24 protein-coding genes and 1 tRNA gene are annotated in these 18,282 nt (G+C 35.6%); 7 read left to right on the plus strand and 18 right to left on the minus strand.

All coding sequences use genetic code 11. The annotated features are described in order from the left end of the window. Positions 1-1,176 carry a CapA family protein gene (locus CDZ89_RS11150; protein WP_096154521.1) on the plus strand — a complete coding sequence of 392 codons (1,176 nt, stop codon included), beginning with the start codon at positions 1-3 and terminating at the stop codon, positions 1,174-1,176. 39 nt (positions 1,177-1,215) lie between these two features. On the opposite strand, the gene CDZ89_RS11155 is transcribed toward CDZ89_RS11150, so the two are convergent. Beyond that, on the minus strand, positions 1,216-1,710 hold the full coding sequence (locus CDZ89_RS11155; RefSeq protein ID WP_096154522.1) for an NUDIX hydrolase: 495 nt from the start codon (positions 1,708-1,710) through the stop codon (positions 1,216-1,218). Positions 1,711-1,799: 89 nt separating this feature from the next. Between CDZ89_RS11155 and CDZ89_RS11160 the strand changes: the two genes are divergently transcribed. Next, positions 1,800-2,087, plus strand: a complete 288-nt coding sequence (locus CDZ89_RS11160) for a HesB/YadR/YfhF family protein (RefSeq protein ID WP_096154523.1) — start codon at positions 1,800-1,802, stop codon at positions 2,085-2,087. Between the two features lie 16 nt (positions 2,088-2,103). Here the strand turns inward: CDZ89_RS11160 and CDZ89_RS11165 are convergent, their stop codons facing one another. From CDZ89_RS11165 to acnA, 8 genes are all read right to left on the minus strand, one after another. After that, a complete protein-coding gene (locus tag CDZ89_RS11165) occupies positions 2,104-2,409 on the minus strand; it encodes a hypothetical protein (protein ID WP_096154524.1) in 306 nt (101 codons plus the stop codon). A gap of 1 nt (position 2,410) precedes the next feature. Beyond that, entirely contained in the window at positions 2,411-2,836 is a 426-nt protein-coding gene (locus tag CDZ89_RS11170; protein WP_096154525.1) for an acyl-CoA thioesterase, read from the minus strand. Between the two features lie 460 nt (positions 2,837-3,296). Beyond that, positions 3,297-3,536 carry a small acid-soluble spore protein Tlp gene (gene tlp, locus CDZ89_RS11175; protein WP_096154526.1) on the minus strand — a complete coding sequence of 80 codons (240 nt, stop codon included), beginning with the start codon at positions 3,534-3,536 and terminating at the stop codon, positions 3,297-3,299. 142 nt (positions 3,537-3,678) lie between these two features. Further along, a complete protein-coding gene (locus tag CDZ89_RS11180; RefSeq protein ID WP_096154527.1) occupies positions 3,679-3,822 on the minus strand; it encodes an acid-soluble spore protein N in 144 nt (47 codons plus the stop codon). A 70-nt stretch (positions 3,823-3,892) separates the two neighbouring features. Continuing rightward, a complete protein-coding gene (locus tag CDZ89_RS11185) occupies positions 3,893-4,024 on the minus strand; it encodes an FbpB family small basic protein (RefSeq protein ID WP_096154528.1) in 132 nt (43 codons plus the stop codon). Between the two features lie 406 nt (positions 4,025-4,430). Then, a complete protein-coding gene (locus tag CDZ89_RS11190; protein ID WP_406564888.1) occupies positions 4,431-4,952 on the minus strand; it encodes a TlpA disulfide reductase family protein in 522 nt (173 codons plus the stop codon). A gap of 6 nt (positions 4,953-4,958) precedes the next feature. Then, the gene (locus CDZ89_RS11195) at positions 4,959-5,366 is read right to left on the minus strand and encodes a hypothetical protein (protein WP_096154530.1); all 408 of its coding nucleotides are present in this window, start codon (positions 5,364-5,366) and stop codon (positions 4,959-4,961) included. A gap of 370 nt (positions 5,367-5,736) precedes the next feature. Then, positions 5,737-8,442 carry an aconitate hydratase AcnA gene (gene acnA / locus CDZ89_RS11200; RefSeq protein ID WP_096154531.1) on the minus strand — a complete coding sequence of 902 codons (2,706 nt, stop codon included), beginning with the start codon at positions 8,440-8,442 and terminating at the stop codon, positions 5,737-5,739. 539 nt (positions 8,443-8,981) lie between these two features. On the opposite strand from acnA, the gene sspO reads away from it, so the two are divergent. Beyond that, positions 8,982-9,131: a small acid-soluble spore protein O gene (sspO, locus tag CDZ89_RS11205; protein WP_096154532.1), complete on the plus strand. Its 150-nt coding sequence runs from the start codon at positions 8,982-8,984 to the stop codon at positions 9,129-9,131. A 48-nt stretch (positions 9,132-9,179) separates the two neighbouring features. Here sspO and CDZ89_RS11210 read toward each other — a convergent pair whose 3' ends face one another. Further along, the gene (locus CDZ89_RS11210) at positions 9,180-9,446 is read right to left on the minus strand and encodes a hypothetical protein (RefSeq protein ID WP_096154533.1); all 267 of its coding nucleotides are present in this window, start codon (positions 9,444-9,446) and stop codon (positions 9,180-9,182) included. A 131-nt stretch (positions 9,447-9,577) separates the two neighbouring features. Between CDZ89_RS11210 and CDZ89_RS11215 the strand changes: the two genes are divergently transcribed. After that, positions 9,578-9,721 carry a small acid-soluble spore protein P gene (locus tag CDZ89_RS11215; protein ID WP_096154534.1) on the plus strand — a complete coding sequence of 48 codons (144 nt, stop codon included), beginning with the start codon at positions 9,578-9,580 and terminating at the stop codon, positions 9,719-9,721. Between the two features lie 29 nt (positions 9,722-9,750). Here the strand turns inward: CDZ89_RS11215 and selA are convergent, their stop codons facing one another. Together selA and CDZ89_RS20530 are read right to left on the minus strand one after the other, a co-directional pair. Next, positions 9,751-11,154, minus strand: coding sequence for an L-seryl-tRNA(Sec) selenium transferase (selA, locus tag CDZ89_RS11220; RefSeq protein ID WP_096154535.1), 1,404 nt, complete (start codon positions 11,152-11,154; stop codon positions 9,751-9,753). An 81-nt stretch (positions 11,155-11,235) separates the two neighbouring features. After that, on the minus strand, positions 11,236-11,475 hold the full coding sequence (locus CDZ89_RS20530; protein ID WP_369679945.1) for an Rdx family protein: 240 nt from the start codon (positions 11,473-11,475) through the stop codon (positions 11,236-11,238). A gap of 172 nt (positions 11,476-11,647) precedes the next feature. Here CDZ89_RS20530 and selD point away from each other — a divergent pair, with 172 nt between their 5' ends. Next, complete coding sequence (gene selD / locus CDZ89_RS11230; RefSeq protein WP_096154537.1) at positions 11,648-12,715, plus strand: selenide, water dikinase SelD; 1,068 nt, start codon at positions 11,648-11,650, stop codon at positions 12,713-12,715. A 155-nt stretch (positions 12,716-12,870) separates the two neighbouring features. On the opposite strand, the gene selB is transcribed toward selD, so the two are convergent. The 3 genes from selB to CDZ89_RS11245 form a co-directional block, all read right to left on the minus strand. Continuing rightward, positions 12,871-14,772, minus strand: coding sequence for a selenocysteine-specific translation elongation factor (selB, locus tag CDZ89_RS11235; protein ID WP_157842727.1), 1,902 nt, complete (start codon positions 14,770-14,772; stop codon positions 12,871-12,873). Beyond that, positions 14,765-15,001, minus strand: coding sequence for a spore germination protein (locus tag CDZ89_RS11240; RefSeq protein WP_100333716.1), 237 nt, complete (start codon positions 14,999-15,001; stop codon positions 14,765-14,767). The genes selB and CDZ89_RS11240 overlap by 8 nt, the downstream gene beginning before the upstream one ends. A gap of 69 nt (positions 15,002-15,070) precedes the next feature. Further along, positions 15,071-15,556, minus strand: a complete 486-nt coding sequence (locus tag CDZ89_RS11245; RefSeq protein WP_100333717.1) for a hypothetical protein — start codon at positions 15,554-15,556, stop codon at positions 15,071-15,073. Between the two features lie 117 nt (positions 15,557-15,673). On the opposite strand from CDZ89_RS11245, the gene CDZ89_RS19695 reads away from it, so the two are divergent. Then, positions 15,674-15,770, plus strand: a tRNA-Sec gene (locus tag CDZ89_RS19695). Positions 15,771-15,821: 51 nt separating this feature from the next. Here CDZ89_RS19695 and CDZ89_RS11250 read toward each other — a convergent pair. Continuing rightward, positions 15,822-16,616, minus strand: a complete 795-nt coding sequence (locus CDZ89_RS11250; RefSeq protein ID WP_096154541.1) for an ATP-binding protein — start codon at positions 16,614-16,616, stop codon at positions 15,822-15,824. A gap of 192 nt (positions 16,617-16,808) precedes the next feature. Between CDZ89_RS11250 and CDZ89_RS11255 the strand changes: the two genes are divergently transcribed. After that, complete coding sequence (locus tag CDZ89_RS11255; RefSeq protein WP_096156942.1) at positions 16,809-17,234, plus strand: DUF2621 family protein; 426 nt, start codon at positions 16,809-16,811, stop codon at positions 17,232-17,234. Between the two features lie 42 nt (positions 17,235-17,276). On the opposite strand, the gene CDZ89_RS11260 is transcribed toward CDZ89_RS11255, so the two are convergent. Further along, positions 17,277-17,780 (minus strand): CcdC family protein, encoded by a 504-nt coding sequence (locus CDZ89_RS11260; RefSeq protein WP_406564924.1) that lies wholly within the window; start codon positions 17,778-17,780, stop codon positions 17,277-17,279. Between the two features lie 98 nt (positions 17,781-17,878). After that, positions 17,879-18,238, minus strand: a complete 360-nt coding sequence (locus tag CDZ89_RS11265) for a response regulator (protein WP_096154542.1) — start codon at positions 18,236-18,238, stop codon at positions 17,879-17,881. Positions 18,239-18,282: the final 44 nt, after the last annotated feature.

The following is an 18,282-nucleotide window of genomic DNA, read 5'->3' on the forward strand; positions in this document are numbered from 1 at the left end:
ATGAAGTTTAACAAAACGATACTCATCCCCATTCTATTAATCGTCACTATAGGAGGTATCTTTCTCACCTTATTAATAGCAAATTTTAATAGCAACAATGTAGATGGCCTAATAGAACTTCAGTATGTTTCTACCCATAGTAGTAAAACGGTTAATACTTACGAAAAATCTTATAATGCCGAAGCAACTATCTCAGCCGTAGGTGATTTATTAATTCATAGTACGGTCTATAATGCTGCAAAAACAAATGATGGATACGATTTTAATCCAATGTTAGCTCGAGTAAAAGAATTCTTGTTAACAACAGACATTTCGATTGCTAATCAGGAAACAATGGTTGGTGGAACAGAAATTGGTTTATCCACTTATCCTACGTTTAACACCCCATATGAGGTTGCTGACGCCTTACTAGAAGCAGGAGTAGACATTGTAAGTATTGCAAACAACCATACGATTGATCGTGGAGAAATAGCCGTTCAAAACGCCATTAAACACTATGAAAAAATTGGCATGGAGTATGTTGGGGGCTATAAAGATTTTGACGACCAGAGTACATTAAGAACGATAACAAAAAATGGACTTATCTTTTCTTTTCTATCCTATACGTACGGTACAAACGGGATTCCTATTCCAAATGGAAAGGAATATTTAGTTAACTTAATTGATAAAGAAGTTATTAAAAAAGATGTAGCTCATGCTAAGCAAAATTCGGATGTTGTCGTTGTGGCTATGCACTGGGGAGTAGAGTACATTTTATATCCTAATAAAGAGCAAGAAGAGCTTGCTAACTTTCTAGCCGGTATCGGTGTGGATATTGTCATCGGACATCACCCTCACGTCTTACAACCGATGGAGTTTATTGAAAGAAAAGACGGCGGAAAAATGTTTGTCATATACTCTTTAGGAAATTTCCTTTCAGGGCAAAAGTGGGATTATAAAGATATTGGTGGAGTAGTACAACTGCGAGTTTCGAAAAGTGTAGGGGCTGGAGAGTCAAAGTTGGAAATAACAGTAGATGACTTCATCCCAACGTTTGTATCACAACAAGCTAATAGTAAGTTTCACGTTGTCCCATTAAAAGACGCTGCTTCATTCGGCTTGCCAAACGCACAAGCAAAAACAGAAGAAATGATGAATCATATGTATCAATGGATAAACAATCCACGAAATAGGTAATGAAAACAACGACAGCTGATAATTCACTGTCGTTGTTTTTTATCTTTTTTTAGTAGTAGTAGTAACTTCGTCAAATATAGAAGGAATCATCTCGTTTATTTGATAATCAACAATTTCTCCACATCCATTGTAGTAAAAAGCGTGTTCTTTTATCGGTTGATCCTGTTTTAGCATTTGAGGAAGGAAATATTTTATATTGGATACAACTTTATTATTTGTAATTACCCAATCGGTACTTTTCCATTCCAACTTCCCCTCTGGCCCCTCCAGAACTTCACCTTCAAACTTCCTACAAATGAAAACGTACATTCCGCTTTCTTCATTCCATGTGACGATTCCGCTGAAATCTAATTCCAATGCTAGTAAACCTGTTTCCTCCATAATTTCACGCTTAATAGAGCTAAAAATATTTTCACCTGACTCAATTTTCCCACCAACCCCGTTCCACTTATGTTGATTTGGTTTCTTATTTCGATATAACATTAACGTTTTGTCTTCTTTCATAATAAAACAAATGGTATACGGAATTTTCATTTTTTTCTCCTTAGAAGGTATATCGTTTGGTTCATATTCATTTCATTAGATATAATATAACTATCCGACAAGTTGAGAGGAGCAACACCATGAAAATTTCCATTTCTGATGAGGCATTAAACTGGTATAAAGAAGAACTACTTTTACAAGATGGAGATAGCATTCGCTTTCAAGTACGCTACGGTGGATGTAGTACAGTACAAAAAGGATTCTCTCTTGGGATAGAAAAACAAGCCCCAGACAACCCAGTAGCATCTGTTGAAAAAGGTGGAGTAACCTTTTACGTAGAAGAAAGCGAAGCTTGGTATTTTGATGGCCATGACTTGCATGTTGGCTTTAATACCACACTACATGAACCAACGTTTGAATACCAATAAGGAAATAGGATTTTACCTATTTCCTTTTTAAAAATTTATTAATTTGATCCCATTGATTTTCTATTTCCAATATTTCTAATTGCTTTTCCCCTATCAAATCAAAATGTGGAAACTGCTCACGGTTATGAATCCATTCACTCTTCAATCCGTACTTCTCTCCCCACTTTACTAAGTGCTCTATATCACAACAGCCCACTTTTGTTACAGTATGTATATGCGGAAACTTCGGATGAACCCAATAATGAGTAATAAAAGCAATATCGCCATTTTCCACTTTTCTCTTCCAGCTCATTAACTCAGCTCTTTTAATTCCAAAAGCCATCTTATTCTCCTTGCTTTTTCGCCTTTTCGTATGCCTCATGCCACTCGGGATAAACTTTTTTAAACTTAATTGGCCTGAACGTTTCTTTATTCACACAAACATGTGATGATGTTGCTATAATAGCTACTTCACCAGATGGTGTAAGAACTTCGTATCCGTATACAGAGCGAAAGCCATCATATTTTTCAATCCAAGTGCCAATCGTTGCAACTTCTCCGTATTTTAACGGCTTTTTATAAGAAACCTGAATATCAATCACCGGTGAAATGATACCATCTATCTCCATTTGAGCATAGGAAAAGCCTAAATCTTTTATTAATTGTGTTCTTCCAAGTTCCATCCAAACTAAATAATTTGCATGGTATACTACACCCATTTGATCTGTTTCGGCATAGCGGACTTCTATCTCTTTCGTAGAAACTAACATGTATACTCCCCCAATTAACTTACTATTTCAACATCATACCATAGAGCATTTTCTCCCTAAAGTATTTTGCCTGGAAAAGAGACTGCGACATAACTAAAAATTTATCTTTAATGCCGAACTATTAGTGTCAGGATTTTATACCGCAGATGATTGGAGTGCAAACCTTCGCTTTCCGCGGGCGGTAAAAAGGAAGGTTATTTTAACTGCCTTGAAAAAACCTACTCCTCGGCGCAAGCGCCAGTGGGGTCTCACTTAACTCGCTCTCCCGCAGGACAAGGAAGGCTACGGAGCGATACATCCTTCGTAAGGAAATGCGTTAGCATTTTCGAGGAGTCTTCGGTTTGCACTCCAATCATCTGCTAGAAAGGTGTAAAAAAATCCGAGTTATCCCTATAAATTAGGGATAATGTTCGGATTTTTCTTAGTTCAATATAGCTTTGTCATAGCCTCTTTAAGTAAATTATTGATAACCGTTTTCTCTAGCTGCTGCTTCGTCTTTAATTTCACTTCGCATTGCTTGAATGCTTTCCTCACGACGAGCATTTTTCGCCTCAATTCTTGCTCTTTCTTCACCATCTGCAAACTGCATTGTTTCATGCGCTTGCTCGATGTTTTCTATTGTATTTTGCACCATATCTTGTAATTTTTCTACATTATCACTACGATCGTCTGGTTTCGCTTGGTGATGTTTATGTGTCATGACTATTCCTCCTAAATAGTAATACCGGTACGTTACTATTTTGTACAATAATTTTAGCTTTCATTTCTTGAAAAACTTGGGTACTACTGAATTATTTCAACACAAACAAAAACTGATGAAATCCAGTTTTTGTTCACCAGTTTTACTCACCTTTAGTTTGTATTACTTGTGCATGTTGACCGGATTTGTCTTGCATTTGTTTTCCTTTGTTACCTCCAGCAGAGTGTGACTGAGTACCAATATGGTTCGGTTTGAAAGGTTGACTATGTTTTTTTGGATTACTCATTAAAAATCCCCTCCTACTTGTACTATTTGTAAAGTAGAAGGGATTCATACAAACCAAATATAGGATAAGCTTATTCCGCTTTATTTAACATTTTTTCTTCTAGTCTGTCTTCAATACGTTTTAAAGCCTCTTCGTCCTTTAATAGTTCTTGTTTATTCTCAAGGACAAGTTCTTCAAAAGATCTTTTTCTCATTCTTCTCATTATTATCACCTTCTTAATAGTTATTATAATAGTTATAATGTCCAAAAAACTTTAAAATTATGATAACTTTCTGACAAATTAATGAGAATTAGGTTAAATTATTAAAATTATATGAAAATTTGTTTTTTTATTCGGGACTTCTTTCCTCTTATGGATAGTTTTACATATGCTATTGATACTTTTTATTGTTTCTATGGGTACTTTTAGTCGTTCTATAGGTACTTTTTCCCTGTCTATCAATACTTTTCAATTCTATCGGTACTTTTTTTCACCTTATGGATAGTTTTACATCCGCTATCTGTACTTATTAATGTTTCTATGGGTACTTTTTTCGGCTCGCTGTACATGCAAATTTATACAGTGTTTAACCTATCTCAGAAAATGAAAAAACAACCGAGATGGTTGTTTAGTTCATTCTTTTGATTTGTTGTTCCATTGTTTGGTAGGTCATGGCTCCAATATGTTTGTTTCGGATAATACCTTCTGTGTCAATGAAGTATGTGGTCGGCATGGTTAATACTTGGTAATGTCTCCAAGTTCCTTTTTCGTCTAAAAGAATCGGAAAGGTGAAGCCACCTTCATCTACGAATTCGTTAACCTTCGCAATTGTATCTTGTTCTGTTAGATTTACCGCAAGTATTACTACATCATTATCTTTGTTATCTATATGGAAATCTTGCATCTCAGGCATTTCTGCCTTACAAGGTGGGCACCATGTTGCCCAAAAATTTAAAATGACTTTTTTTCCTTCATAGTCCGAGAGCCTAACAACCGTTCCATCTAATAATGGAAGTTCAAAATCCATTGCTTTATCTCCAACAGCAACTCCAACTTCTGCGCTTCGATCACTGCTTAACGTTTGAAAAACTGCAAATCCTGCAAGTCCGACTAAAAACAATATAGCAATTATCTTTTTCAACCTATTCACCCTTTATTAAAATAAATTCATTAAAATATAATACAGACTATAAGTGATACCTATTGTAGGTATCACTATTATACCTATTGTTTTATTATCTAATTTTGATTTATACCTAGCTAAAATATAAAAGAACAGGATACTTACTATACTAGCTAAATACATTCCATTTGTTCCACCAGTGAAATAAATTAACCCTAAAGGATTGGTCCAAATAATGGAAGGTCTAAAAAGAATGATACTAAATTTAAACACTAATATCCATAAAAGCAATGTCGATACTAAATGATCTTCCACTTTTTTTAACACTTCTTTTTGTTTAAAAAGCATTATTGTTATATATAAATATGCAACAAGGATAGCAAAAAGAAGGACAATCATATACTTCTGAATAACAATTGGTCCAATATGTATAGAATCCATTAACATTACCTCAAACTTTTATTTATATATTGTAATTAAAACATATCCAACATCTAAATCCCAGCTTTTTGCCTGTGTCTATTTTTTAACAAAAAGGCTGTGTTAAAGTTCGCTGTTGATTTCCGTGCAAGGCTTCGCTTTCCGCGGGCGGTAAAAAGGAAGGTTATTTTCAACTGTCGTGAAAAAACCTACTCCTTGGCGCAAGAGCTATGGGGTCTCCCGCTCCACGCTTCTCCCGCAGGAGTCTCAGCCTTGCACGCAAATCAACAGGTAAAATAGTATTTAGTTTTCAATACTAATTTTTAACATAGCTAACAAAAAAAAAGCAAGCTAACTTTTTTAAGAAAGGTTAGCTTGCTTTATATGAATATTACGCTTTTAGTTTGTCACGTAATACCATTTGTAAAATACCACCATGACGGTAGTAGTCGATTTCTACTTCACTATCGAAACGAACAAGTGCTTCGAATTCTTTTTTGTTGCCTTCTTCATCAGTAGCTACTACTTTGATCATGTCGCGAGGTTTAACGGACTCATCAACGTGTACTTCAAAAGATTCTTTACCTGTTAAGCCTAAGATTTCAGCACTTTCGCCGTCTTTAAACTGTAAAGGAAGAACTCCCATGAGTACTAAGTTACTGCGGTGAATACGCTCAAAGCTTTCTGCGATAACTGTCTTAATACCTAATAGGTTCGTACCTTTAGCAGCCCAGTCACGAGAGCTTCCCATACCATAATCTTTACCAGCGATAACCATTAGACCAGTACCGTCTTGCTTATACTTCATACAAGCATCGTAAATAGACATAACTTCGTCTGTTGGCCAGTAAGTAGTCAATCCACCTTCAGTACCTGGAGCAATTTGGTTACGGATACGAATATTTGCAAACGTACCACGCATCATTACTTCATGGTTACCACGACGAGAACCATAAGAGTTGAAGTCACGAGGCTCCACTCCATTTGCTTGTAAGTAACGACCTGCTGGAGTATCTTTACCAATTGAACCAGCTGGAGAAATGTGGTCAGTTGTTACTGAATCAGCAAACTTACCAACTACGCGTAATCCAGATAATGGTTCAACTGTTCCTGCTTCAGCAGATAACCCTTCGAAGAATGGAGGGTTTTGAATGTAAGTAGAATCATCATCCCATGTATATAAAGCTTCGTCAGAAGTTTCAATCGCATTCCAACGCTCGTTATCATCAAATACTGTTTCGTACTCTTTACGGAATAGTTCTGGAGTAACAGTTGATTTAACAAGTGCCTTAACATCGTCCATAGCTGGCCAGATGTCTTTGAAGTAAACGTCTTGACCGTCTTTACCTTTTCCGATTACATCGCTTTGAAGGTCGATATCAACCGTACCAGCTAACGCGTAAGCAACAACTAGCGGTGGAGATGCTAAGTAGTTACCTTTCACTAGAGGGTGAATACGCCCTTCGAAGTTACGGTTACCAGAAAGTACAGATGTTACTAATAAATCGTTTGCAGCAATTGCTTCTTCGATTTCATCTGCTAATGGACCTGAGTTACCAATACAAGTTGCACAACCGTAACCAACGATGTTAAAACCTAATTGGTCTAAATATGGTTGTAAACCAGAATCGTTTAAGTAAGCTGTTACAACTTTTGAACCTGGAGCTAAAGAAGTCTTAACGAATGAAGGAACCTCAATTCCTAATTCAACAGCTTTTTTCGCTACTAAGCCAGCCGCGATTAAAACGTATGGGTTAGATGTATTTGTACAAGAAGTAATCGAAGCGATTGCGATAGAACCAGTTTTCATTGTAGTTTTTTCGCCTGAACCTAGTGTAACTTCTATTTCTTTATTAATATCAGTAGGTGTTAATCCATAACCTTGGTTTCCTTGTGGAGCAACAAGTGCATTGTGGAACGTTTCTTTCATCATAGAAAGAGGTACAAGGTCTTGAGGACGTTTAGGTCCAGAAAGGTTAGGTTCAATTTCACCTAAATCTATTTCTACAACATTTGTGTAGATTGGATTAGCTTCTTTTGTAAAGAATAATCCATTTGCTTTACAATATTCTTCTACCACTTTAATATGCTCTTCATCACGGCCAGTTAGACGTAAGTAGTCAAGTGCTTCTTCGTCTACAGGGAAGAATCCACAAGTTGCTCCATACTCTGGTGCCATGTTAGCAATAGTAGCACGATCTGCTAACGGAAGTTCTGGAACTCCTGGTCCGAAGAACTCTACGAATTTACCTACAACACCTTGCTTACGTAACACTTGCGTTACTTTTAATGCAAGGTCTGTTGCAGTTGTTCCATTTGGTAATGTTCCAGTAAGTTTTACACCTACAACTTCAGGTACTGGGAAGTAAGAAGGTTGACCTAACATTCCAGCCTCTGCTTCAATACCACCTACACCCCAACCAAGAACACCGATACCATTGATCATTGTAGTATGAGAGTCAGTACCTACAAGTGTATCTGGGAAAGCAACTAATTCGCCGTCTTGTTCAACAGAATGAACAACATTAGCTAAAAACTCTAAGTTAACTTGGTGAACGATACCAGTTGCTGGTGGAACCGCACGATAGTTATCAAATGATTTCTTAGCCCAGCTTAGGAAATTATAACGCTCAGCGTTACGTTCGAATTCTAAATTCATGTTAAAGTCTAAAGAATCAGCCGTACCTGCTTTATCAATTTGTACAGAGTGGTCGATAACTAAATCAACTGGAATCTCTGGGTTAATTTTGTCAGGGTTTCCACCTAAGTCTGCCATTGCTTTACGTAAAGAAGCTAAGTCAACTACAGCTGGAACTCCTGTGAAGTCTTGTAAAATAACACGAGATGGTTTGAAAGGTACATCAATGTCCTTTTGTTCATCTGTGCCCCATTTTGCTAAATTTTCAACGTGCTCTTTCGTAATAACACGCCCGTCTACTTGACGTAAAACGGATTCAAGTAACACTTTAATAGAGTATGGTAAACGAGATACGTTACCGATATTTGCTTCTTCAAGTGCTTTTAAGCTGTAATACGTATACGTTTTACCATTAACATCGAAGGAAGCTCTTGCGTTAAAAACGTCTTGTTTCGTCATTATGTAACCCCCTGCTCATAGTTTAGTAGGAATATGCATCATCATATTTATTATGACAAAATAATACAATTATTGCTAATACCCGATTGCTTCTCCCACCTTAAATTGCTTACGTGTTTATATTAATACATCATGTATCATAAGTAAATATCAATAAAGTTATTAAATTACATAAGTTACACTTATATTTCGGATAATTTAACTTATACATCATTCCCCTTAAAAAGCGCATCCTAATCTTACTTCCGTTAATTTGTCGGAAGTAATGGCTATGTTAAAAAAAGTGTTGATTTTGATAAATGTCTAGCTGTTGATTGGAGCGCATGTCGTAGACTCTTCGAAAATGCATATGCATTTCCTTCGTGCGATGCATCGCTTGGAAGCCTTCCTTGTCCTGCGGGAGAAGCGGGGAGCGGGAAGACCCCACAGGCGAAGCCGAGGAGGCTCCCGGCCCGCCCGCGGAAAGCGGAGACATGCGCGGAAATCAACAGCGGTGTTATTACACACAGCCAAAAAAGAATTTAGGGAGGCATTATATTATGGGTAAAAGAAAAGCAAACCACGTGATTGAAGGAATGAATGCAGCAAAAGCGCAAGGAAAAGGAACAGGTTATAACGAAGAATTTTCAAACGAACCTTTAACAGAAGCTCAAAAGCAGAACAATAAAAAACGTAAAAAGAACCAGTAAGGAATCATAACGAAGGCCAACACCTTTTAGATGTTGGCCTTCTGCTGTTTATTCAGTTACATCATAATCAGCATTTTGGATCATAGAAGTTAAATCTTGTTGAAATTGTTGAAGTTGAGGGCGTTGCGTCTCAGAAGCAACTTCAAGCGCATTTTGTATTTGATTTAAAGCTTCATCTACTTCATTTTGCAATCTTTTTAAATGCTGACCATAATCAGGGTCATTTTTTACAATTTGACTGTACACATCTCGTGCTTGCTCTGTTCCTTGTTGCGCCGCTTGGAAAGCTTGTTGTTTATCTTTATGATAAGGCATGATGATGTCTCCTTTTTTGTAATAAAATTTGCTCTTCATATCGTAACCAAAAAAGGAAAAACTATGCTCTTTTATCTAGAATATTTAACCTAACAAATCCTCAAACTAACATTGTAAAAGGAGGGTGGTATATGAATAAGAATGACGGAAAAGATATGAGAAAAAATGCTCCTAAAGGTAACAATCCTGGACAACCTGAACCTTTAAGTGGTTCACATAAAGTGAAAAACCGTAACCATACAAGGCAAAAATCAAAATCAAATCACGATATGTAATTTACATTTGTAAGGCGAGGTCATTTCCACTACAATTCTTCGCCTAATACATGCATTAACGCTGAACAAACTTCATTCACTTCCTCTTCTGTTATCGTACGAAAATCGACAATAATCCGATTGTCTTTTTGTCTTACAACAACAGAAGGGGTACCAAAACGAAGGCGTTCTACCACACTATTTACAGATATAGTTTCGGGTGGTGTTATTTTTAATATCGTTGTTGGTAAATTCACTTCCGGCATTGTTCCCCCACCTATATACGACACATCTTCACAAAGTTGTAATGAAAACGCTGGAAGTAGTTTTTCTAATTCATTCTTTGCATATTCTGTTTTTTGATGTATGTGTTCAATTGGTTGTAAAATGTCACGAATCGTTGGTATTTCTTTTTCTTCATCAGTAAAATAAGCCATCAATGTCCCTTCTAGAGCAGCAATACTCATCTTATCTACCCGTAACACTCTTGCTAATTGATGTTTCTTCAACAAGTCTATGTAGTTTTTCTTTCCGACAATTATTCCTGCTTGTGGACCACCTAATAGCTTATCTCCAGAGAAAGATACAAGATCTACACCTTGTGCTGTAACTTCTTTTACAACTGGCTCTTCCCCAATTCCTTTGCCCATTAAATCGACTAAAACTCCACTACCAAGGTCTTCGTATATGACTACATCTTCTTTTATCATCTTTAGAGCTACGAGCTCATTAGTTCCTACTGTTTTAGTAAAACCTATTGTTTTAAAATTGCTTGTATGCACTTTTAAAATCATGGCAGTATTTTCATTTAGTGCATGTTCATAATCATATAAATGCGTTTTGTTTGTTGTACCGACCTCAACTAGTTTTGCTCCGCTTTCTTCCATGATGGAAGAAATGCGAAACGAACCGCCAATCTCCACAAGTTGCCCTCTTGATACAATTACTTCTTTTTCTTTCGCTAATGCTTTTAAGATTAAGTAAACAGCAGCCGCATTATTATTTACAACCATAGCCGCTTCAGAACCTGTTAGTTCTGTTAGCATACTTTCTAAAATATCGTGACGGGACCCTCTTTTTCCTGTTGAGTTGTTAAACTCCAAATTGGAATACCCTTTTGCCACTTCTAAAACACGTTCTATTGCCTTGTCACTTAGGCGAGCTCTTCCTAAATTGGTATGTAATATGGTACCAGTACCATTAATTACTTTTCGTAAATAAAATTCTTTTCTTCGCTCGCATTTAGTTTCTAGACGGTGCCAAATTTCATTTTCCAAATCGACAGTCGCTTTCTCTTCAGTAGATAGTATTTCTTGTCTTATTTCGTTAACAGCTTTTCTAAGTAAATTAGTTAATAATTCTTCTGAGAATGAGTATTTTTCTATAAATGTATTGAACTGTTTATTTTTTTGTAATTCATGTATAGCAGGAATTAAACGTAAATTTTGCTTCATTTATCCTCACCTTGTCCACTCGAGTTTCATCTATAATTTTCATTATAACAAAAAAGAGAAGAGACTAGTCTCCTCCCTTTGCTACTTAACTTCCATTTGCGTAATGATTTCTTCAGCTTTAGGAAAAACGCCTGTTTCAAGTTTTGAGTAAATCTTTGTGTCGTTAACGATTACTTCAAACGCTCCTCCCGAACTTGGGACTAATTCAAGTGAAGTAATATTGTGTCTGAAATGACTAAACAACTGTTCCGCGAAACTCGCGGCTTTTGGTGCGTAGTTTCACTGCATGCAAAATTCAACAGAAACTTTATAAGAAGTCATAATAATATCCTCCTAAAATTTTTTTCGTATTAGCCTTTTCTTTTGAAGGCTTGTACACATTTTAGTACAAATAGTAGTTTTTCGCAAAAGTTTGAATTTTATCACGGGTTTAAGTTGGAAATGAAGGTACCTCTCTTATATACTATTCATAAGCATAAGTGAGGTGAGCGCAATGAGTGAACAAGAAAAAGTGAAATTAACTTCTTTATCATCAAAAGCTGGCTGAGGATGTAAGCTTGGTCCGAGTGACCTCACGCAAGTTTTGCGTGGTTTACCTTCCAATTTACATGATGATAATGTTTTAGTAGGATATGAAACGTCAGATGATGCAGGTGTTTACAGAATCTCTGATGAGCTTGCGATTATCCAAACAGTTGATTATTTTACACCTATAGTAGATGATCCATATATGTTTGGGCAAATCGCTGCTGCAAATGCATTAAGCGATGTATATGCAATGGGTGGAGAGCCTAAAACAGCATTAAATATTGTTGGCTATCCTATAAAGAAGTTAGGACCTGAAATATTAAACAAAATATTAGCTGGTGCTTACGACAAAGTGAAAGAAGCAGGAGCCGTCATTATCGGTGGGCACTCCATTGATGATCAAGAACCAAAATTCGGCTTAAGTGTAACGGGTTTTGCTCATCCAGCTAAGCTTTGGAAAAATAAAGGGGCAGCTCCTGGTGATGTTTTAGTCTTAACAAAGCCTATTGGGGTTGGTATTATTACTACCGGAATAAAACGAAACAAAGTGAGCGAAAACCAGATGAATGAAGTTACAAGTATCATGGCTACTCTTAACAAAACTGCTGCCGAACATTTGAAAGAGTATTCTCCATCTGCCGTAACAGATGTGACAGGTTTTGGTTTACTTGGTCACACCAAAGAAATGGCAGAAGGTAGCAATGTAAGTATACATATTAATATAGATCAAGTACCTATCCTTGGTGGAACTAAACTTTTAGCAGACGAAGGAATCATCCCTGGAGGAACGAAAGCGAATTGGGAATGGCTTCAGGATTTTATTTTCTATGAAAGTACATTAACCATTACCGATCAGCTTATCTTATGTGATGCCATTACATCTGGAGGGTTACTAATTAGTATGAATAAAACTGCCGCAAAAGAGTATGTAGATATACTTCAAAAAGCAGGTAATATGTATGCTTCCATAATCGGCGAGGTTAAAGAGTCTACTGCAAAAATGATATATGTGAGTTCGTTTCATAAAGTATGATTAGTACACGAAAAACGAATCATAAGACTCTATGCCCCTTGTGAAAACACATAAAATACGAACGATATGTACTTATATAAGATAAATAATTTGTTTTTCACTAAACGAACCGTAATTATGAAATTGATTAATGTATACAAAAACAGCACAGAGCATTAACTTGTTCCGTGCTGCTTATTTTTTATCCACGTACGTGTACTATCATTTCGCTCTGTGTATGTTAATCTATCTAAAAGTTCTAAGTACGGAATAACATATTTTCTTGAAAGGTCTAGGATAGCTTTCGCTTCATTCACAGTGAAATTATCACCCGTTTTATCCATAAGTAAATCTAGAGATTTATCGATGGACAATTTTAAAATAATATGCTTATTATCTAATTCATATCCGATCTTTTGATGAAGTAGATAATATTTGTAATCCATTGCAATGCTTTCTGGAATTCCAGCTTCTTTTACATATGAATCATATGTGTCTACTCTGATTCCATCTCTTTCTAACCCTTTATAAACTTGCATTAAACGTTTTTCCCATTTTGGAGGTAAGCTAGGACGAAATCCAGTTAAAGCAATAATTGTTCCAACTTTTTGAATCATACCGTTTGTAAATAACTTCTCGAATAAATAATGAAATAAATCTTGGGATAAACTTTTTTGAAACAGAGATGTTAATTCCGCTTTTTGAATTCCTTCTTTCAAAGGATTATTCAAATGAAAATTGGACAACTCATACTTTAATTCTATTGTTTTTTTGTTAACCATTTCATTTGTTGTATATATAGTTGGAGTTATTTTAATTAAATCTCCGCTCACGACTTGTTGATAAATCTCATCTTCTCCTAGACCAACTTTTTGTGTCAATTTTTCTAATGTAATAGTTGATTCGGGCCCCATATTTTCTTTTACACGTTCAGGTATTGTGCCCTCTTTCATTCTTTCTAATTTATGTATAGTTTCATTACCGAATTTATACTTATCACCATTAGGATTAATGATCCATCCTCCACCTATTGTTTCGGAAGGAGACGGCCTACGTATGATTAACTTGTCCCCTCTTTTTGCGACAACTTCTTCTTCTAATCTTACTTGACAAATTACTTCATCATTCGTTCTTGTTAAAGTATTCCTATCAAAGAAAACTATTTTCCCATCTACTTCTCTAGTGCCAATATATACTCTTATTGGTGATCTTTGCTTTAAATCTAATTTTAGTGAAGGGACAAACTGGAGAGATACATCTAATACAGTAGATGCCTTGTAATCTCCTTTATGTGAAAGTACGTCGCCTCTTCGTACAAGTTCAGTTGATAAATTGGGCAAGTTTATGGCAACTCGTTGTCCGGCAACGGCAACACTTTCCCGAGTGTTATGTACTTGCAATTGTCTAACTTTCGTTTCAATTTTTGCTGGAAGTATTTCTATCGTATCACCTTCTGAAACGGCCCCTTCTACAATGGTTCCTCTTACAATTGTTCCTTGCCCTTTCAACGTAAATACTTGGTCGATTGGCAATCGAAAGTTACCGCTTGTATCTTTTTCTTTTATTTTTTGAAGAGTAGTAGCAATCGTTTCTGTTAGATCATCCAATCCTTCTCCATTATTATTGTTTACATAATGTACTTTCGCCCGCTGGAAAATTGTACCTTCTAATTCTTCCAAAATTTCTTCTTTTACTAGCTGCAAGAATTCTTTTTCGACTTTGTCTATTTTAGTAATAGCAATAATTCCTTTTGGTACTTCTAAAAACTTTAAAATTTGTAAATGTTCTCTCGTTTGTGGCATAACTCCTTCGTCGGCCGCTACAACTAGAATAACTAAGTCAATACCTGATACCCCGGCTATCATTTGTCTAATAAAACGTTCATGTCCAGGTACATCAATAATGGAAACCGTCCCCAGCTCTTTAAGGGCTAATGGAGCAAATCCAAGTTCAATTGAGATTTGCCGTTCTTTTTCTTCTTTCAATCTATCTGTATCAATGCCTGTTAATTTTTTCACTAAGCTTGTCTTACCATGGTCGATATGCCCAGCAATACCAACCGTATATTGTTTATCCACTATTCGCTTCCCCTCCAGAACTTTGAATCTCCCATCTTCCTCTTTTTTTACAACAGACGTTTACTTTGCTTACTTTTGTATTGGTTGTCACGTAATCTCCACTATTAGCACTACCAGAACCTGTAATCGCTTTTTCAACAGACGCAGGTGACGCGTTAAAAATATTTCCGAAATTAACGATACCTCCTGAAACACTCTCAATTGTTACATTGTGTATAAAACATTCCATAGTAATTCACCCCTTCACATCGCTTTCTATACGATATGTACAACTTGGTTTGCCTGTATAGGTGATTCACTAGTCACGCTTATAAAATTGCCTTAAGTGCTTATTCCATTTTTCCACATTTAGCTTCTCACCTTTATTTTCTTGCAAATAGTCTTTTTTCCACTGACGCTTTTTTTGTTCCACATTATTGGCAAAAATACTACTTTCGTTTAACTTTTTAGCTTGAATAAGTTCTTTTGAAGGCTTGGCTTTAAGCTTTGTAACATTTCGAAAAAGGATGAGATTTAAGACAAATAATCCTATTACGATTGACAAGAACCAGTGTAATACAAGGTTTAAGAGAAAGATTAATAAAATTGTTGCTGAGACTTTACCTAATAGCTTTCTACTTTTCTTATTTTGTATATTTAATATATTTTCTTCTTTGTCGTATTTATCAGATAGGGTTATATACTCTTTCTCATAATCACAGTACACACAGTAAGACACTATTTCGTTTTTATTGTTTAGTTTTTCTACTAATTGTTTTTTATGTTTAATACAATATAAATCCAATGATTTTTCACTCCGTATAAATTCTAATATTGCTATTATACCAATTTAGAACCTAGTATAAAAATCAAATCCCTTGAAGTATGATGAATTATACTTTAAAATAGGTTCAGATAACTTGGGGCTGATTACGAAGCTGGTGCTCGTCTTAGTCTTCAAAACTACTTGTGAGGCGCGTGTCGTCTCAGGTGGGTTCGATTCCCACGCAGTCCCGCCAACTTTTTACATACAAAACACCCTACTCTTTTTAAAAGAATAGGGCGCTTTTTTATTCTTTGTACATTGTTAAATCTTGTGTACGGTAACTCTCTGGAATACTAATAGAAATTAGTTGATCTTGCTTCATTTTATTTTTTATACGATCGGCAATACGTTCTCCGTATCTTTTCGTTAAGTCTGCTGGGTGTATGTTAGAAGTAAAGATCACACTTTTCCCTTGTCTTCTGTTTAAAATGGAATATAGTGTTTGGTCTACCCATTCACTGATCCTTTCTACACCTAAATCATCTAGAATAAGTACATCCGCTTCTGATACAGCTTTCATAAACTTACTCTCTGAATATCCTGCATCATTATCCCATGAGGCAACGATTGTATCCATTAACTTGGGAACATCAAAAAACATAACCGTAAAACCGCTATTTGTTAAAACTTTATATAATCCAACTGCTAAATGCGTTTTTCCTCTACCAGTTCTTCCGAAATAATATAAGTTTTCTTTTCCAGTAAAACGATCTATATAATCAATCGTTCTTTCAAGCGCTTCTGCTTGACTTTCGTATTCAATTTTAAAGTTTTCAAATGTAGCGGATCCTAACTCTTCAGGTATAATACAAAACTGTTCAAAGAAACGGTGTTTTCTTCTTTTTTCTGCTTCCATCGTCTCTTTTGCAAGACGGCAATCACATTCGTTCTCCATTACTTGCCATTGTCCTTTATTTTCTCCACCAATTATTTGCATTTTTACTCTTCTTACTTCTCTATTACATTTTGGGCATACGTGTGATGACAAAACTTCCATATTTCCCATATTTCCTATAAGTGCTCCAATTTTCCTCATCATGTATCCCTCCTTAAATTTTATGAATCGATTTAATAGTGCAAGTCGTATAGTTTTATGTATAATAGTATAATGTAAAATAGTTTAATAAGAAAGTAAGACACTTGTCTCTATTTCTTAAGTTACCATACTATACTATTCACATACTACATAGTAGTTTTAGATAAGAAGTTTGTTCGGAGGTAATTCTGTATGATGTTATCCGGTTTTTTTATGTGGTTTATCCTTTTTTGGGTAGTAACAATGATTGGTCTTTTAACAATCGGTGGATTTTTCATGTTCCGCAAGTTTTTAAAACGACTTCCGAAAGAAGATGGGAAGTCAGAACTAGATTGGCAAGATTTTTATTTACAAAAAACACGCCATTTATGGCCTGAAGAGTTAAAACTTTTACTAGAAGAACTAGTAAATCCTGTTCCTGAATTGTTTAGAGATATAGCTAGACAAAAAATAGCAGGTAAAATTGGCGAACTAGCATACAACGAAAAAGCGGAAAAAATAACAAAAGAACATGTAGTAAGAGGTTACATTCTTGCTACACCAAAGCGGGATCACAAGTTCCTTCTAAAGAAATTAAAAGAACAACAAATCGATGTGAAACCCTATCAACATCTATTTTAAAGATAAGTAAAAGTAAAAGGTCTATCCAATGTGATAGACCTTTTACACTTTAACCGTATTTTTAAAATCTGGATCTGATAAATGAGTGGCTAATTTTTTATATTGCATATACATCGCAATTCGCCACGGCACAATCATACCAAATGCTAATAGCCAAAACATTCCCGTTAATTCTCCAAAATCAATATGCGTACTTAGGACAAGCTTCAATACGATTCGGATAGCTAATAAACCTAACAAAATGAAGGCAAAAGCTTTCGATCTCTTTAGAAAAATATCTTGACCTTTTATTTCAAATTTTGACGTTTTTACTAAAAAGATAGAAAATATAGCCCCTACTGCTAACGCTTCTATTACTTGTAGCCAAGAAACTTGAAATTGCGGGACTAAAAACATCAATGCTCCCGTACTCATAAAGATTGGTGGAAGTATTATTTTTCTAGCTGTTGCAGGTTTCTTTGCAGCTTTCATTCTAATAAAAATTACGGCCAAAGCCATAATGACCGCTGCTATCGTACTTAATACAGTTGTTGTTACCATCACCATCATCCTCAATTCATTTGCTCCCTATTATTATACCTAAATTAAGCAAAATTAAAAATACCATTTAAGTAAATGACTCAAATGGTATTTTAATGTAATTTTTAATTTAACACTCTCTCAACTGCCTCTAATACCCTGCTTTCATCAAAAGGTTTTACGATAAAATCTTTTGCACCAGCTTCTATTGCTTCTACTATTAATTTTTGTTGTCCCATTGCCGAACACATGATAATTTTTGCATGTGGATATTCTTTTACAATCTCTTTTACTGCATCAATACCATTCATTTCTGGCATTGTTATATCCATCGTAACAAGATCAGGTGCCAACTCACGATAAAGTTCGATCGCTTCTTTACCATTTTGTCCTTCTCCGACAACATTGTGGTTGGCGTTGTTAAATATACTAGACAAAGTAACTCTCATAAATTTCGCGTCATCCACCACTAATATGTTAGCCACGTAGAAGTCCCTCCTCACATAGTTCCAATAAAAGAAATATTTTC

This window comes from Bacillus alkalisoli, assembly GCF_002797415.1.
In the GTDB taxonomy this organism is placed as follows: Bacteria; Bacillota; Bacilli; order Bacillales; family Bacillaceae_I; genus Bacillus_CD; species Bacillus_CD alkalisoli.

What these genes read in the sequence shown, in the direction of transcription:
- CDZ89_RS11150 (WP_096154521.1), top strand. Translation starts at nt 1, where the DNA reads ATGAAGTTTAACAAAACGATACTCATCCCCATTCTATTAATCGTCACT.
- CDZ89_RS11155 (WP_096154522.1), bottom strand. Translation starts at nt 1,710, where the DNA reads ATGAAAATTCCGTATACCATTTGTTTTATTATGAAAGAAGACAAAACG.
- CDZ89_RS11160 (WP_096154523.1), top strand. Translation starts at nt 1,800, where the DNA reads ATGAAAATTTCCATTTCTGATGAGGCATTAAACTGGTATAAAGAAGAA.
- CDZ89_RS11165 (WP_096154524.1), bottom strand. Translation starts at nt 2,409, where the DNA reads ATGGCTTTTGGAATTAAAAGAGCTGAGTTAATGAGCTGGAAGAGAAAA.
- CDZ89_RS11170 (WP_096154525.1), bottom strand. Translation starts at nt 2,836, where the DNA reads ATGTTAGTTTCTACGAAAGAGATAGAAGTCCGCTATGCCGAAACAGAT.
- tlp (WP_096154526.1), bottom strand. Translation starts at nt 3,536, where the DNA reads ATGACACATAAACATCACCAAGCGAAACCAGACGATCGTAGTGATAAT.
- CDZ89_RS11180 (WP_096154527.1), bottom strand. Translation starts at nt 3,822, where the DNA reads ATGAGTAATCCAAAAAAACATAGTCAACCTTTCAAACCGAACCATATT.
- CDZ89_RS11185 (WP_096154528.1), bottom strand. Translation starts at nt 4,024, where the DNA reads ATGAGAAGAATGAGAAAAAGATCTTTTGAAGAACTTGTCCTTGAGAAT.
- CDZ89_RS11195 (WP_096154530.1), bottom strand. Translation starts at nt 5,366, where the DNA reads ATGGATTCTATACATATTGGACCAATTGTTATTCAGAAGTATATGATT.
- acnA (WP_096154531.1), bottom strand. Translation starts at nt 8,442, where the DNA reads ATGACGAAACAAGACGTTTTTAACGCAAGAGCTTCCTTCGATGTTAAT.
- sspO (WP_096154532.1), top strand. Translation starts at nt 8,982, where the DNA reads ATGGGTAAAAGAAAAGCAAACCACGTGATTGAAGGAATGAATGCAGCA.
- CDZ89_RS11210 (WP_096154533.1), bottom strand. Translation starts at nt 9,446, where the DNA reads ATGCCTTATCATAAAGATAAACAACAAGCTTTCCAAGCGGCGCAACAA.
- CDZ89_RS11215 (WP_096154534.1), top strand. Translation starts at nt 9,578, where the DNA reads ATGAATAAGAATGACGGAAAAGATATGAGAAAAAATGCTCCTAAAGGT.
- selA (WP_096154535.1), bottom strand. Translation starts at nt 11,154, where the DNA reads ATGAAGCAAAATTTACGTTTAATTCCTGCTATACATGAATTACAAAAA.
- CDZ89_RS11240 (WP_100333716.1), bottom strand. Translation starts at nt 15,001, where the DNA reads ATGGAATGTTTTATACACAATGTAACAATTGAGAGTGTTTCAGGAGGT.
- CDZ89_RS11250 (WP_096154541.1), bottom strand. Translation starts at nt 16,616, where the DNA reads ATGATGAGGAAAATTGGAGCACTTATAGGAAATATGGGAAATATGGAA.
- CDZ89_RS11255 (WP_096156942.1), top strand. Translation starts at nt 16,809, where the DNA reads ATGTTATCCGGTTTTTTTATGTGGTTTATCCTTTTTTGGGTAGTAACA.
- CDZ89_RS11260 (WP_406564924.1), bottom strand. Translation starts at nt 17,780, where the DNA reads ATGGTGATGGTAACAACAACTGTATTAAGTACGATAGCAGCGGTCATT.